We start from the raw sequence: 15,320 nt of genomic DNA, 5'->3' as shown, positions 1-15,320 counted from the left end.
CCGCACCATCCATGTGCATTCTGCACCACAAAAGAGCAGCCAGGATTGTCCCGGGTAGCAGCTTATGCCTTAATGCGCGCCCATGATTCACACAGGAAGACACTCATGAACGGAAGTCTCGACGAGAAACTCGAGCCGATTTATCAGGAAGTCCTGCACCGCAACCCGGGCGAGACGGAGTTTCACCAGTCCGTGCACGGGGTGCTGCAGACCCTGGGCCCGGTTCTGGTCAAGTACCCGGAATTCGCCGACCTGAAGATCATCCAGCGCATCTGCGAACCGGAACGCCAGATCATCTTCCGCGTGCCCTGGCAGGACGATCGCGGCGAACTGCAGATCAACCGTGCCTTCCGCGTGCAGTTCAACAGCGCGCTGGGGCCGTACAAGGGCGGCATCCGCTTCCATCCATCGGTGTATCTGGGGATCGTCAAGTTTCTCGGCTTCTCCCAGGTCTTCAAGAATGCGCTTACCGGGCTGCCGATCGGCGGCGGCAAGGGCGGCAGCGACTTCGATCCCAAGGGCCGCTCCGACGGCGAGATCATGCGCTTCTGCCAGAGCCTGATCACCGAGATGTATCGCTACCTCGGCGAATACACCGACGTCCCCGCCGGCGACATCGGCGTCGGCCAGCGCGAGGTCGGCTACATGTTCGGGCAGTACAAGCGCCTGACCAACCGCTTCGAGTCGGGCGTGTTCACCGGCAAGGGTCTGGACTGGGGCGGCAGCCGCGCGCGCACCGAGGCCACCGGCTACGGTGCGGTGTTCTTCACCCAGGAGATGCTCAAGGCCCGCAACGACTCCCTCGAAGGCAAGCGGGTAGTGATCTCGGGTGCCGGCAACGTGGCGGTCTTCGCCACGCAGAAGGCACAGCAGCTGGGCGCGAAGGTCATCGCCTGTTCGGACTCGCGTGGCGTGATCCTCGACGAGGACGGCCTGGATCTGGACCTGCTGCGTCAGATCAAGGAGCGTGAACGCGGCCCGGTCTCGGACTACGCCGAACGCAAGCCGAGCGCGAAATACCGCGAAAACGGCTGCATCTGGGAGATCCCCTGCGAGGTCGCCCTGCCCTGCGCCACGCAGAACGAACTGACCGGCAAGGACGCGAAGGCGCTGGTCGAAAACGGCTGCATCGCGGTCGCCGAAGGCGCCAACATGCCGGTAACCCCGGAGGGCATTCAGACCTTCCGCGAGGCGGGCATCGCGTTCGGTCCCGGCAAGGCCGCCAACGCCGGCGGCGTGGCCACCAGTGCGCTGGAAATGCAGCAGAACGCCAGCCGCGACTCCTGGACCTTCGAACACACCGAAGCGCGCCTGCAGGAGATCATGGCGAACATCCACCAGACCTGCTTCGAGACGGCCGAAGAATACGGCTCACCGGGCAATTACTCGGTCGGCGCCAACATCGCCGGCTTCGTCAAGGTCGCCCGCGCCATGGAGGCCATGGGCCACATCTGAGCTCCCGGGGTCTACAGTTCCAGCATGCCGGCCACGACCAGCAGCAGGAACATCAGCACCGCGCAGGTGGCACTGACCACAAACGAGCCGATGCCCGGGCCCGATTGCCTCTGCTCGGGCATCGGCCGTTGTGCAGGCGCAGCGGGGGTACGCCAAAGCGTCCCGGAGGAGCATCCCCCGGGGGCGGCCTGGTTCAGCGCTTCCATGGGGGAGGCACAGCTCACCAGAAAGCCCGCGACCTGCGGTGACCACTTCTGACGGAGAGGGTGGCCTGCAGGGCGAGTGAGGCAAGCTTGAAACCAATTCGGACCGAACGTAGGGTTGACAACATAGCAACAGCCAAAAGGAGATTGGCGATGAACCACGACGACCGGGAACGGATCTCCACGGTGATCAACTATTTCTGGGGTGAAGACACCGCAGCGCCCCATGCTGTAACCCGGAATGTCGCGAAGGTTGCCTTCGAAGCGCTTCAGGAAGCTCAGTCCTGCACAGCGGCAATGGACATGGTTCCGCGCCCTGGCGCTACCAAGGCGGGGCCCCGTTATGCGGCCAAGCAGCTGGCGAAGATTGGCAAGCGCATTGCCTCTGGCGATACGTCCCAGTACGAGACGTGCCGCAGTCAGGTCGCCGTTGCGTACAAGTCGAGAATCAATATGGCGCTGATGGGGTTGTGATCATGAGCAAACGACTTGCTTCGGTCGCACTTGCGCTTTCGTTCACCCTCATGCTGGCCAGCCCCAATGCGACATCAGGTGACCAGCTGACACTGTCATACTCCGGACAGCAATACCTGCTTCCTCCGAACCCTGTTGCCATAGGGTCAGCGGGGGGCAAGGATAATGTTCTGATCATCAAGTACAGCGAAAAGTCCGGAAAGGACTATATCAGCCTCTCCCGGGGGGGCGACCTGGAAACCGGGGCATGTAGTTATCCCGATTTCTTCCGGTCGACCCTGGATTCACAGGCCGAAGATAGCTGTGCAAACTCGGCCATCGACGCCTTCCGGCGGATATTCGTCGCCGACGCGGAAACGGACGTTTGGGAGGTCTCGGGCCATCTCCACTACTACTTCCGCACGGCCGATCATGGCACCTTCGTTTTCTCGGTGATCGACGACCATGCCATCATCGTGATCAACACCGATTTCATGGAAGAACAGGAACTGCGCCACGCCCTGACCGCGCTGGCAGAGTGATGCAATTCCGAGGCAAGGGAATTACTGCATCATGGGGTAGGGCACTCCAGCACGCCTTATACCTGACTCGGCACCACTGCTGAACGTGCAACCCGTTGCGGACGCAGCAGCCCCCGGTCAGCAAACAATAATTATCGTTTCCCCGCCCCCTCCCAGAAAAAGCCCGCGCAGGGCGGGCCCTGGAGGTGGGGAAATGCATCGGACGGATCAGGCGACGGCTGCGTACCTGGTGAAGCGGAGCTGGTTGCCCTCCATGTCCACGCGGATGGTATCGCCGGAGACGAACTCGCCGGACAGCAGCTGCTGCGCCAGCGGGTTCTCCAGCTGGGTCTGGATCGCCCGCTTCAGCGGCCGCGCCCCGTATACCGGGTCGAAGCCCGCCTCGCCAAGGTGATCCAGTGCCGCGTCGGAGACCTCCAGCCCCAGTTCGCGCTCCTCCAGGCGTTCGCGCAGATAGCGCAGCTGGATCTCGGTGATCGCACGGATCTGCTCGCGCTCCAGTGGGTGGAAGACCACCACGTCGTCCACGCGGTTGATGAACTCGGGCCGGAAGTGCTGCCCGACGATCTCCATCACCGCGCCCTTCATGCGATCGTAGTTGTCCTCGCCGGCCATCTCCTGGATCTGCTGCGAGCCCAGGTTGGAGGTCATCACGATCACCGTGTTGCGGAAGTCCACGGTGCGTCCGTGACCGTCGGTCAGACGGCCGTCATCCAGCACCTGCAGCAGCACGTTGAAGACATCCGGATGCGCCTTCTCGACCTCGTCCAGCAGGATCACGGAGTACGGCTTGCGGCGCACGGCCTCGGTCAGATAGCCGCCTTCCTCGTAGCCGACGTAGCCCGGAGGCGCCCCGATCAGCCGCGCCACGGAATGCTTCTCCATGAACTCCGACATGTCGATGCGCACCATGGCCTCCTCGGTGTCGAACAGGAAGCCGGCCAGCGACTTGGTCAGCTCGGTCTTGCCGACGCCGGTGGGGCCCAGGAACAGGAACGAGCCGTTCGGACGATTGGGATCCGCCAGCCCGGCGCGTGAACGGCGGATGGCGTTGGCCACGGCGGTGACCGCCTCGTTCTGGCCGACCACGCGCTCGCCGATGGCCTCTTCCATGCGCAGCAGCTTGTCCTTCTCGCCCTCCAGCATCTTCGCCACCGGGATCCCGGTCCAGCGCGAGACGACCTCGGCGACCTCCTCGTCGGTCACCTTGTTGCGCAGCAGCCGGGTCTCCTGGCTCTCCATCTCGTGGGCCATGGCCAGGGACTTCTCCAGATCCGGGATCTTCCCGTACTGCAGCTCGGACATGCGCGACAGGTCACCGGCACGCCGCGCGGTCTCCAGCTCCTGACGCGCGCGCTCCAGTTCTTCCTTGAGCTGCGCGGCGCCGGAGACCGAGGCCTTCTCGGACTTCCACACCTCTTCCAGGTCGGAGTACTCGCGCTCCAGGCGCTCGATCTCCGCCTCCAGCGTGCCCAGGCGCTTCTTCGAGGCCTCGTCGGACTCCTTGTTCAGCGCCTCGCGCTCGATCTTCAGCTGGATCAGGCGGCGCTCCAGCCGGTCCATGGACTCGGGCTTGGAGTCAATCTCCATGCGGATGCGCGAGCTGGCCTCGTCGATCAGGTCGATCGCCTTGTCCGGCAGCTGGCGGTCGGTGATGTAGCGCTGCGACAGCTGCGCCGCGGCGACGATCGCCGGGTCGGTGATCTCGATCCCGTGGTGCACCTCGTAGCGCTCCTTCAGCCCGCGCAGGATGGCGATGGTATCCTCCTGGCTCGGCTCGTCCACCAGCACCTTCTGGAAGCGGCGCTCCAGCGCGGCGTCCTTCTCGATGTTTTCGCGGTATTCGTTGAGCGTGGTGGCGCCGATGCAGTGCAGCTCGCCACGCGCCAGCGCCGGCTTGAGCATGTTGCCGGCGTCCATCGCGCCCTCGGCCTTGCCGGCGCCCACCAGGGTGTGGATCTCGTCGATGAACAGGATCACGCGACCCTCTTCCTGCGAGATCTCGTTGAGCACCGACTTCAGGCGTTCCTCAAAATCGCCGCGGTACTTGGCCCCGGCCAGCAGCGAGCCCATGTCCAGCGCCAGCACGCGCTTGTCCTTCAGGCCCTCGGGCACCTCGCCGTTGACGATGCGCTGGGCCAGACCCTCGACGATCGCGGTCTTGCCGACCCCGGGCTCGCCGATCAGCACCGGGTTGTTCTTGGTTCGCCGCTGCAGCACCTGCACCGAGCGACGGATCTCCTCGTCACGCCCGATCACCGGATCCAGCTTGCCCTGCTCCGCACGTTCGGTCAGGTCGGTGGTGTATTTCTCCAGCGCCTGCCGATTCTCCTCGGCATTGGGGTCGTCCACCTGGGCCCCGCCGCGGATCTGCTCCACCGCGTCCTCGATGGAATCCTTGTTGGCCCCCGCATTGCGCAGCATCTCGCCCACGCCGGCCTTCTCGTCGATGGCGGCGAGGAGAAACAGCTCGCTGGGGATGTACTGGTCCTTGCGCTCCTGGGCCAGCTTGTCACACACGTTGAGCATGCGCCCCAGGTCGCTGGACACGTGCACGTCGCCGGCGGCACCCTCCACCTTCGGCATGCGATCCAGCGCCTCGCCCAGCGCGGAGCGCAGCTGGCGCACGTTGACCCCGGCACGGTCGAGCACGTGGCGGGTGGTGCCGCCCTCCTGATCCAGCATGGCCAGCAGCAGGTGGGCCGGTTCAATGAACTGATGATCCCGGCCCACCGCCAGCGACTGGGCGTCGGAGATCGCGCTCTGGAATTTGGTCGTCAGGCGATCCATTCGCATCGGATTGATCCTCGCTTCAAAATTGGCAACTGACCCGAACGATGGGGCCGCCGCCCCCCCGCTTCAAGACCGAACCCGCAAATTCCCTGTCGAAATGACCGGACTCCCCCGGTCATGGTACGGGATCTGACAGCGGCCCGGGCACTCTGTATCGTCAGTGATCCAGCCCGTCACCCGACAACCGCGATGTCACCTGCGCCGGACTCCCAACGCTACCGCAACCTTTTCGAGCAGGCGCCCGAGGCTCACCTGGTCCTTGATCGAGCCGGGCATGTGGTGGCGGCCAACCAGGCGGCCTGCCGGCTTTTTCACTGCGCCGACGCCGGGGAGCTCGACGGCCGGAGCATCTCCGCACTGGACATGGAAGCCTCGCCCGACGATGTCCGGCGCGTTCACGAAAATCCGGCGCATCACCTGCCCGCACGCTTCGAGACCCGCATGCGGCGTCCGGACGGCAGCCATTTCCCGGCGGAGGTCCGTACCCGCGCGGTGGAACACGACGACGATATCGAGGTCTTCACCACCCTGCGCGACATCACCGGCCAGCGCATCTCGGAGCAGACCCTGCATGACCTCGAAAGCCAGCTGGAGGTCACCGTCGCCAATGCTCCGCTGATCCTGTTCTCCCTCGATGCCGACGGCTACATCACGCTGTCAGAGGGTGCCGGCCTGTACGGCCTGGGGCTGAACAACCACGACCTGGTGGGCGTGAACGCCTTCGAACGCTGGGCGGACCATCCGCAGGTGCCGCAGGACCTGCGTCGCGCCCTCGCGGGCGAGCACTTCGCCAGTGAATTCGATCTCGATGGCCGCCGCCTCAACATCAGCTGGACCCCGACCGCGGAGCCGGACGGCGTGATCTCGGGCGTGATCGGCGTGGCCTACGACCTGACCGACCTGCGCGTTACCGAACGGCACCTGGAAGCGGAACGCGACCGGCTCTCGACCACCCTGGAATCACTGGCCGACGGGGTCATCACCACCGATGCCGACGGCCGGATCCAGTACATCAACCCGGCCGCCGAAGCGCTCCTGGACGTGGACCGGGCGAACGTCCTGGACGCCGATGCGGATCGCACGATCGGTCTCCTGGAACCCGGCCAGGACAGCGCGACACCCCTCGCGGCGCGCTGTCTGCGCTGGGGCCGGCCCCTGGAGTACCCGGAAGGTCGCCTGGAAATCTGCGCGGGCCCCTGCCACGTGCGCGCCACGGTCTCGCCCCTGGGCGGAGCAACGGATGGAGACGTCACGGGCGCGGTCATCGTGCTGCAGGACATGACCGCCCTGTCGGACATGACCAGCCGCCTCAACCACCAGGCGACCCACGATGACCTGACCGAACTGTTCAACCGTCGGGAGTTCGAGCGCCGGGTGGAGTCGGCCCTGTCAATTCCGGGCCGGCACAGGACACCGCATGTGCTGTGCTACATGGACCTGGACCAGTTCAAGATCGTCAACGATACCTGCGGCCACCTGGCCGGCGATGCCCTGTTACAGCGCCTGGCCGAGCTGCTGCCCCGGCACATCCGGGAGAGCGACACCCTGGCGCGCCTGGGCGGTGACGAATTCGGCCTGCTGCTTAACCACTGTCCGGTGGAGCGCGCGCAGGAGATTGCGGAGGAAATCATCGACACGGTGCGCGATCTGCGCTTCGAATGGGAGGGCCGGCGCTTCGACATCGGGGTATCCATCGGCCTGGTCCCGGTGTACGGGGCGCAGAAGGATCTGAACATCCTTCTCAGCCAGGCCGATTCGGCCTGCTACGCCGCCAAGGAAACCGGGCGCAACACGGTGTACCTGTGGCGCGAGGGCGATGATCGCCTGCGCCAGCGCCACGGCGAGATGGAGTGGGTGGGGCGCATTCGCGACGCCCTGGAACAGGCCCGTTTCGTCCCCTTTGCCCAGCCCATTCAGCGTCTGGACCCGGCCGCCGGACACAGCCTGGACCATTTCGAGGTACTGGTGCGGCTGCAGGACGAGCAGGGCGAGCTCATCGCGCCCGGGGCATTCATTCCGGCTGCCGAACGCTACCACCTGATGCCCGAGATCGACCGTCACGTAATCGAGGCGGTGCTGATCGAGCTGACCACACACCCGGACGACTCGATCCCGGTGGCCATCAACCTGTCGGGCCAGTCGCTGGCCCAGCCGGAGATGCTGGACTTCATCGCCGACCGCCTGTCGCACCACGGCATCGCCCCGCGGCGCGTGACCTTCGAGATCACCGAAACCGCGGCGATCTCCAATCACGACCAGGCGATCAGCCTGATCCGCGCACTGCGCTATCTTGGCTGTCATTTCTCGCTGGACGACTTCGGCTCGGGGCTGTCCTCTTTCGGTTATCTGAAGAAACTCTCGGTGGACTTCCTCAAGATCGACGGCAGTTTCGTCCGCGGGATCGCTCAGGACCCGGTGGATGCGGCCATGGTCACGGCCATCCACCGGGTGGGCCGTGTTCTGGGTCTGCACACCATCGCCGAAGGGGTGGAGGACGCCGAGGGCATGGAACGGCTGCGCGCCATCGGTCTGGACTACGTGCAGGGTTATCACATCGCCCGTCCGCGTCCCCTGCGCGACTGCCTGCAGGACCTTCGCACTTCGTCCTGACCAACGAGCGGTTGTCTGCCGGGGATCCCCGTGTTTCGCTGCATGGCCCCGGCGCAAGCCCGCTCATTGGGCACCTCTTTCCTCCGCCTGTTAAATTGTTGACCAGATCACTCGGAGAATAGCCCCGTCATGCCCTACTCGGAACAGCAGATCACGTCCCTGCACCACTGGTCGGACAAGACCTTCAGCTTCACCACCACGCGGCCGGAGGGCTTCGAATTCCGCAATGGCCAGTTCGTGACACTGGGCCTGCGCCCGGAGGGCAAACTGATCCCGCGCGCCTATTCGATCGTGTCGGACCCGTCCAGCGAGGAGCTCGAGTTCCTCAGCATCCACGTGCCCGACGGTGACCTGACCAGCCGCCTCGCCCATGTCGAACCGGGCGACTCGATCTGGATCAATACCAAGGTCACCGGCTCGCTGACGGTGGATTACGTGCAGCCCGGGCGGCACCTGTACATGCTGGCCACGGGCACCGGCATCGCGCCGTTCGTCTCCCTGGTCCGCAGCGACGAAGTGTTCGAACATTTCGAACGGGTCATCCTGGTGCACAGCGTGCGCACCGTGGAGGAACTGGCCTATCGCGAGGAGCTGGAAGCGAAGATCAGCGATCGCTTCCGCTACATGCCCACCGTGACCCGCGAGGATCACGACTTCGCCTGCCCCGTGGCGCAGCAGCCGTTCGACAACAACCAGCGCGGCGCCGAGCTGTTCCGCTCGGGCGAGCTGTTCCGGGCGCTGGATCTGCCGCCCGCGGACCCGGAACAGGATCGCGTGATGCTGTGCGGCAACCCGGCGATGAACCGCGAGATGAGCCAGTGGCTCGAGGAGCACGGCTGGGTACAGACCAGCTACAAGGGGACCGGCACCTACACCGTGGAACAGGCCTTCGTGACCACCATGGACGACGCCGACGACTGAGCCCTCCGGCGGCGGAGCGAGACGTGTCAGTCGCCCAGCAGGATCCAGCGCGCCTCGTTGAGGCGCTGCAGGGTGGCCGTGTCGCCACCCCGGTCGGGGTGGTGGCGCTGGGCCAGGCGGCGGTAGCGGGACTGGATCTCCGCGTCGTCCACCGGATCCGCCAGCTCCAGCACCGCCAGCGCCGCTGCCCGGCGGTCGCCGCCGTCCATCCGCCGCCAGAAGCCGTCCAGCAGGGCCTGCACCGCGGCCGCATCCATGTGATCCAGAGTGCTCAGGTCGAGGTAATAGGCCCGCAAAGGGTCCTCGCGCACCAGGGCCGCGGAGACCGTGCCGGCGGTTGCCGCGGCCCCCGCGCCGTCCGTGGCCCGCGCCTGAATGCCGATATCCAGGCAATGGATGCGCAGCCATTCGCCTTCGGCCGCCAGCCGGTCGCGCAGGCGATAGAGGCAGTGAAACAGCAGGAAATGGGTGCGGAACAGCCCCAGCGGTTCACGCAGGTCGGCCCCGGCGAAGGGCACCACGCCAGCGTCGCGCAGGCGGGCGATCAGCGCGTGCTCGGTCTGTCCCGCAGCCTGCGCACGCACGCCCCGCTCCACCGCCGCCAGCAGCCCCGGATCGACCTCGGTATCCACCCCGGTACGCGCATCCGCGGCGGCAGCGACGACGGGGTTCACGAGGCGTCCGGCGTGTCGCCGTCGATGTAGTACCAGTGGCCGTCGATTCGCCGGAACCGGCTGCGTTCGTGCAGGCGCATGCCCTGGCCGTGCAGCCGCGCGCGGGCGACGAATTCGACCCTCCCGGCGGTGTCGTCGGGGCCGCCGGCTTCGCTGCCGCGCACACTCAGCCCGAGCCAGCGCCGGTCCGGGTCCAGCTCCAGCGAGGCCGGGCGGGTCTGCGGATGCCAGGTCGCCAGGATGTAGGCCTCGTTATGCTCGGTGTAGGCGGTGTAGCGCGAGCGCATCAGCGCCTCGGCGGTCTCCGCCGGGGCCGTGCCATCGATGCGCGGCCCGCAGCACCGCTCACGCGGGCGACCGGACCCGCAGGGGCAGTTCACGCTGTCCGGTTTCGGCTTGCGGCGACCCATCTCGACCCCCGAGAAAAAATGATCAGGACGCGGGAAATCCCCCAACGCCGGAGCAGGGGAGTAGCGTAACCCCCAGCCACACCGGAGTGAACCGCATGGACGATATACTGATCCTCGGCTGCGGAGACCTGGGCACCGGGCTGGCCGGCCGGCTGCACGACGCCGGACACCGGGTCTGGGGTCTGCGGCGCCATCCCGAACGCCTGCCCGGATGGATCCGGCCGCTGCAGGGGGACCTGACGGACCCCGACGGCCTGCCGGAGCTGCCGCGCTCGACCCGGGCGGTGTATTTCATCACCACCCCCGACCAGATGGACGACACCGGCTACCGGCGCGCCTATGTCGACGCCCTGCAGCACGCGCTGGGCGCCCTGGAGCGCCAGGGCCTGCAGCCGGAACGCGTGATCTTCGTGTCGTCCACCGGCGTCTACGGCGTCGATGACGGCAGCCGGGTCGACGAAGACACCCCCGCCCTGCCACAACGCTTCTCCGGACGCCGCCTGCTGGAGGCCGAACGCCTGCTGGAGGCCTCGCCGTACCGTGGCATCCGCCTGCGCCTGGGCGGGATCTACGGACCGGGGCGCGAACGCATGCTGGATCTGGCGCGCGCCGGCCAGCTGGGCGATGACGAACCGCCGACGTGGACCAACCGCATCCACCGCGATGATGCGGTCGGCATCCTGCACCACCTGTTCACGCTGGCCGATCCCGATCCGGTCTATCTCGGCGTGGACACCGAACCGGCCCTGAAAAGCGAAGTGCTGCACTGGCTCGCCGCGCGCCTGGGCACCCTGCCGGCAGACGCGGCGGTCCACCGCGTGGATGCCCGCGACGGGGCCCGCGGCCGGCGCTGCGACAGCCGGCGCCTGCAGGACTCCGGCTACCGCTTCCGGTATCCCGACTATCGGGCCGGCTTCGCCCCGCTGCTGCCCTGAAACCCACGCGCGCCGCACACACAAAAAAGGCCCCGCCCGGCAGAACCGGAGGGGCCCGGAGAGACCCGGCCCGGGGAGGCAGAACCCCGGGACCGGTGGTCGGAACCCGGAGGTTCAGACCTTGGTGTAGCGCAGGTACGAGCGGATCTCGTCGAAGCCCTGCGGGAACTTCTTCTGCGCTTCTTCGTTGCTGACCGTCGGCGGGATGATCACCTTGTCACCCGGGGTCCAGTCGGCCGGCGTCGCGATGCCGTGCTTGTCAGCGGTCTGCAGGCCGTCGATGGCACGCAGGATCTCGTCGAAGTTGCGGCCCAGCGACATCGGGTAGGTCATCATCAGACGGATCTTCTTGTTCGGATCAATGATGTAGACCGAACGCACCGCCGCGGTGTCGCTCTCGCCGGGGTGGATCATCTCGTAGAGTTCCGAGATCTTCTTGTCGGCGTCGGCGACGATCGGGAATTCGAGGGTCGTGTTCTGCGTGTCGTTCACGTCCTCGATCCACTTGTTGTGCTCTTCCACCGTGTCGGTGGACAGGCCCAGCGGCTTCACGTTGCGGTCCGCGAACTGCTTCGCGAGCTGCGCGGTGCGACCCATCTCGGTGGTGCACACCGGGGTGAAGTCGGCCGGGTGGCTGAAGAAGAAGCACCAGGAATCGCCGATCCACTCGTGGAAGTCGATCTTGCCGGTGGTGGTGTCGACCTGGAAGTTCGGTGCGGTATCGCCCAGACGAAGCGTCATATCGCTATCTCCTTTGCTTGGTTCCGTTGATTCGGTTAGTGGCAGATGATCGTTATCGATCATGTGCATCACTATATCGGCGAATTCTTATGATGTGAATTCTATTATATCAATCACACCGATCGCCTAATCCTATGATTCGCCCTGGATCCATTTCCATGGCCATTTCATGGTCAACCATTGGTGTCGCCACCTCGCCCGAAGTTCCCGCCGGACCATGACCCGGTTCACAAACCGTACGGCTCAGACCGGATCCCGCCGCCAGATCAGGATCTGGTTGTTCACCGGCATGTCCACCACCGCCTCCCGGCTCAGGCCATGTGCCTGCGCCAGCGCGTCCAGATCGGCGCGATCGCGCACCCCCATGCCCGGGTCCTGCTGGCGCAGAGAACGGTCGAAGCGCGCATTGGATTCGGCCGTGTGCTCCCCGTCGTGCGCGAACGGCCCGTACAGCGCGAACAGCCCGTCCGGTTCCAGAACCCGGGCGACCCCGGCGAACAGCGCCTCCACCCCCGACCAGTGCAGGATGTGGACCGTGTTCGCGCTGTAGACGTAACGAAACGGACCATCCGGCCAGGGATCAGCGGCGACGTCGAGGGCGCGCGGCGGCTGCAGGTTGGGCGCCGCCGCCTCGCGCCGCCACGCCTCGATCCCCGGCAGGTGTTCGGCGACATCGGTGGGCAGCCACTGCAGATGTCCCAGGCGCGGCGCCATGAAAGCCGCGTGCTGGCCGGTCCCCGCCCCCAGCTCCAGCAGCGCACCCGGACGGATGAACCACCGTTCCAGGACCTCCAGGATCGGCTCGCGGTTCTGTTCGGCCGCCGGGGCATACGGGCGCTGCGTCACTTCCATGGGGTTCTCCGGTCTGCGGTGCGCGGGTTCCGGCCCAGCATAAACGACGCCCGGAGCGGCCACGTGCAAGACCGCACGTTCCTCAGGTCCGCGATGGACCCCGCGGGTGCGGGACTGCCATGATCCGTATTCAGGTCCCTTTTCACGGAGAGCCCCATGTCCCGCTACCCGCATCGTCCCGCCCGCTCCCGGATCGCTGCATGGGCCGCCGCCCTGGGGCTGCTCCTCGGCGCCGTGGCCGCCACCTCCCACGCCGACGCACGCGAGCCGGCCAGCGACCCGGACACCCTCCTGCCGGTGGAGCTGGCCACCGTGGGGGTGGACTCGCACAGCGGCCTGCCCATTGCGCTGCTGCGCGACCCCGAATCCGGGGAGGTGGTACCCATCGTCATCGGAACCGACCAGGCCCGCGCCATCCTGCTGGCCATGCAGGAGGTCGACGTGCCCCGACCGATGACCCACGACCTGATGGTCAGCCTGATGACAGAACTGGATGCGAAGCTCGAACGGGCCATCGTGGACGGGCTGGAAGACGGCACCTACCTCGGCATGCTGGAACTGCGTGTCCCCGGCGAGGGGGCACCACGCCGGATCGACGCGCGGCCCAGCGACGCCCTCGCACTGGCGGTGCGCACCGGCGCGCCCATCGCGGTGGCACCGGAAATCCTCGAGGCCGACGTCCCCTTCGATTTCCAGCCCCCCGGTGACGACGAGATCGTCACCGCGCTGGGCATCACCGTGATCGAGGCCCGTGCGGATCTGCGCGAGGCCCTGGGCCTGCCGGACGAGGCCGGCGTCCTCGTCAGCCGTGCCGAGGGAGCCGCCGCCGAGGCCGGCCTGGAGCAGGGCGCGCTGATCCTGGAGGTCAACGGACGCAGCCCGGAAACCCCGATCGACTTCCTCGAGGCCGTGGGAACCACCCCGGACGAGGAAGAAGCCGAACTGCGCTTCTGGCTGGACGGCGAGACCCACACCATCACGCTGCCCACTGACGTCCCGGTGCTGCCGGACGACGAAGACGCGATTCAGGCCTGAACGCGCGCCGCCGGGTCCCTCCGCGGGCGCTTCAGCGCATGTGCCGGCGCAGCCAGTCGATGCTGGCGGCGGTCGCCGGGTCGTGCGGACCCGGCTCGCCGGCCGGGTCCAGGTCCGCCAGCACCCGGCCGGCCAGCTGCTTGCCCAGCTCCACGCCCCACTGATCGAAGGCGTTGATCTCCCACAGGCTCGCAAGCACGTAGATCTTGTGCTCGAACAGGGCGATCAGCGCCCCCAGGCGCTCCGGATCCAGGTCTTCCAGCAGGATCAGCGTGCTCGGCCGGTCGCCGGGGAAGCTGCGATGCGCCGCCAGCGCCTCGATCTCGGCCGCATCGCGACCGGCGGCGGCCATCTCCGCCCGGGCCTCGTCCTCGCTGCGCCCCAGGGCGAGCGCCTCGGCCTGGGCCACCAGATTGGCCAGCAGCATGGGGTGCTGTTCCGGCAGGTCGTGTTCGGCGCGCGCAACGCCGACGAATTCCGCCGGAACCCGCCGCGTACCCTGATGCAGCAACTGATAGAACGCATGCTGCCCGTCGGTGCCCACTGCGCCCCAGACCAGCGCCCCGGTATGCCCTTCCACCGGCGTGCCGTCCAGCCGCACCCGCTTGCCCAGGCTTTCCATCTCCGCCTGCTGCAGATACGGCGGCAGGAAGTACAGCCGCTCGTCGTAGGGCAGCACCGCGCGCGACTCCGCACCCTGGGTGTCCTGATTCCACAGGTCCACCAGGGCCATGCGCGCCGCGGCATTGTCTTCCACCGTAGCGGTGCGCACGTGCTCGTCCATCTTGTGGGCCCCCGCCAGGAAGCGGCGGAAGCCCTCCATCCCCAGCATCAGGGCTACCGGCAGGCCGATCGCCGACCACACCGAATAGCGACCGCCGACCCAGTCCCAGAAACCGAACATGCGTTCGGGCGAGATACCGAAGGCCTCGACGCGCTCGCGCGCGGTGGAAACCGCCACAAAATGAGCCGCGACCGCGGACGCATCGCCGGCCGCATGCTCCACCAGCCACTCGCGGGCCGCACGGGCGTTGGTCAGGGTCTCCTGAGTCGTGAAGGTCTTGGAGGCGACCACGAACAGCGTGGTCTCCGGATCCACTTCGCGCAGCACCCGGGACAGGGCCTCGCCGTCGACATTGGAAACGAAATGCATGTCCAGCGGGCTTCCCCCGGCAGCCGGGCATGCATGGTCGGCAAGCGCGCGACAGACCATGCGCGGCCCCAGATCGGAGCCCCCGATCCCGATGTTCACCACCGTGTCGATCGCCCGCCCGCTGAATCCCCGGTGCGTCCCGTCGTGCACCGCCGTCACGAACGCCTCCATTCGGTCCAGGACCTCATGCACCACCGGCACCACGTCCTCGCCGTCCACCTCGCAGCGCGCTTCGCGCGGCAACCGCAGCGCGGTGTGCAGAGCCGCGCGCCCCTCGGTGACATTGACCCGCTCGCCCCCGAAGAGACGCTCCAGCGCGGCCGGGATGCCCGCCGCGCGGGCCGCATCGAACAGGCCTTCCCAGGCTCGAGCATCCAGCCGCTGGCGCGTCCAGTCCAGGCGCAGGCCGGCCACCTCGCAGACATCACGCTCCACCCGTTCCGGCTCGCGCACCAGCAGTTCGCGCAGGTGTTCCGGCTCCAGGCGCCGGGCTTCCTTCTGCAGGGCTTCGCGCGCGGCGATTCGATCGGAACGGTTCATGCG

13 protein-coding genes are annotated in these 15,320 nt (G+C 66.9%); 7 read left to right on the top strand and 6 right to left on the bottom strand.

The features are described from left to right. Positions 1-105: 105 nt before the first annotated feature. The 3 genes from gdhA to G020_RS0102190 all read left to right on the top strand — a co-directional run bounded on the left by gdhA (position 106) and on the right by G020_RS0102190 (position 2,653). A complete protein-coding gene (gene gdhA / locus G020_RS0102205) occupies positions 106-1,455 on the top strand; it encodes an NADP-specific glutamate dehydrogenase (RefSeq protein ID WP_024328485.1) in 1,350 nt (449 codons plus the stop codon). Positions 1,456-1,811: 356 nt separating this feature from the next. Beyond that, the gene (locus tag G020_RS0102195) at positions 1,812-2,132 is read left to right on the top strand and encodes a hypothetical protein (protein ID WP_024328484.1); all 321 of its coding nucleotides are present in this window, start codon (positions 1,812-1,814) and stop codon (positions 2,130-2,132) included. 2 nt (positions 2,133-2,134) lie between these two features. After that, positions 2,135-2,653, top strand: coding sequence for a hypothetical protein (locus tag G020_RS0102190; RefSeq protein ID WP_231363034.1), 519 nt, complete (start codon positions 2,135-2,137; stop codon positions 2,651-2,653). Positions 2,654-2,860: 207 nt separating this feature from the next. Here the strand turns inward: G020_RS0102190 and clpB are convergent, their stop codons facing one another. Further along, positions 2,861-5,443 carry an ATP-dependent chaperone ClpB gene (clpB, locus tag G020_RS0102185; RefSeq protein ID WP_024328482.1) on the bottom strand — a complete coding sequence of 861 codons (2,583 nt, stop codon included), beginning with the start codon at positions 5,441-5,443 and terminating at the stop codon, positions 2,861-2,863. A gap of 192 nt (positions 5,444-5,635) precedes the next feature. On the opposite strand from clpB, the gene G020_RS0102180 reads away from it, so the two are divergent. After that, complete coding sequence (locus G020_RS0102180) at positions 5,636-8,056, top strand: bifunctional diguanylate cyclase/phosphodiesterase (RefSeq protein ID WP_024328481.1); 2,421 nt, start codon at positions 5,636-5,638, stop codon at positions 8,054-8,056. 129 nt (positions 8,057-8,185) lie between these two features. Beyond that, a complete protein-coding gene (locus G020_RS0102175) occupies positions 8,186-8,977 on the top strand; it encodes a ferredoxin--NADP reductase (RefSeq protein ID WP_024328480.1) in 792 nt (263 codons plus the stop codon). A gap of 26 nt (positions 8,978-9,003) precedes the next feature. Here the strand turns inward: G020_RS0102175 and G020_RS0102170 are convergent, their stop codons facing one another. Together G020_RS0102170 and G020_RS0102165 are read right to left on the bottom strand one after the other, a co-directional pair. Beyond that, a complete protein-coding gene (locus G020_RS0102170; RefSeq protein ID WP_018946534.1) occupies positions 9,004-9,651 on the bottom strand; it encodes a DNA-J related domain-containing protein in 648 nt (215 codons plus the stop codon). Then, positions 9,648-10,061 (bottom strand): YchJ family protein, encoded by a 414-nt coding sequence (locus G020_RS0102165; protein WP_024328479.1) that lies wholly within the window; start codon positions 10,059-10,061, stop codon positions 9,648-9,650. The genes G020_RS0102170 and G020_RS0102165 overlap by 4 nt, the downstream gene beginning before the upstream one ends. 95 nt (positions 10,062-10,156) lie before the next feature. Between G020_RS0102165 and G020_RS0102160 the strand changes: the two genes are divergently transcribed. Beyond that, a complete protein-coding gene (locus tag G020_RS0102160; protein ID WP_024328478.1) occupies positions 10,157-10,996 on the top strand; it encodes an SDR family oxidoreductase in 840 nt (279 codons plus the stop codon). A gap of 114 nt (positions 10,997-11,110) precedes the next feature. Here the strand turns inward: G020_RS0102160 and G020_RS0102155 are convergent, their stop codons facing one another. Beyond that, on the bottom strand, positions 11,111-11,737 hold the full coding sequence (locus tag G020_RS0102155) for a peroxiredoxin (protein WP_019641719.1): 627 nt from the start codon (positions 11,735-11,737) through the stop codon (positions 11,111-11,113). A 243-nt stretch (positions 11,738-11,980) separates the two neighbouring features. Next, positions 11,981-12,589: a DUF938 domain-containing protein gene (locus G020_RS0102150; RefSeq protein ID WP_024328477.1), complete on the bottom strand. Its 609-nt coding sequence runs from the start codon at positions 12,587-12,589 to the stop codon at positions 11,981-11,983. Between the two features lie 156 nt (positions 12,590-12,745). Here G020_RS0102150 and G020_RS0102145 point away from each other — a divergent pair, with 156 nt between their 5' ends. Next, entirely contained in the window at positions 12,746-13,624 is an 879-nt protein-coding gene (locus G020_RS0102145; protein ID WP_024328476.1) for a bifunctional nuclease family protein, read from the top strand. A gap of 31 nt (positions 13,625-13,655) precedes the next feature. Here the strand turns inward: G020_RS0102145 and pgi are convergent, their stop codons facing one another. Beyond that, on the bottom strand, positions 13,656-15,317 hold the full coding sequence (pgi, locus tag G020_RS0102140; protein WP_024328475.1) for a glucose-6-phosphate isomerase: 1,662 nt from the start codon (positions 15,315-15,317) through the stop codon (positions 13,656-13,658). Between the last annotated feature and the right edge of the window lie 3 nt (positions 15,318-15,320).

Origin of the sequence: Thioalkalivibrio sp. ALR17-21 (genome assembly GCF_000420185.1) — a bacterium.
GTDB classification, from domain to species: Bacteria; Pseudomonadota; Gammaproteobacteria; order Ectothiorhodospirales; family Ectothiorhodospiraceae; genus Thioalkalivibrio; species Thioalkalivibrio halophilus.
This window is presented reverse-complemented; position numbering and strand designations above follow the sequence as displayed.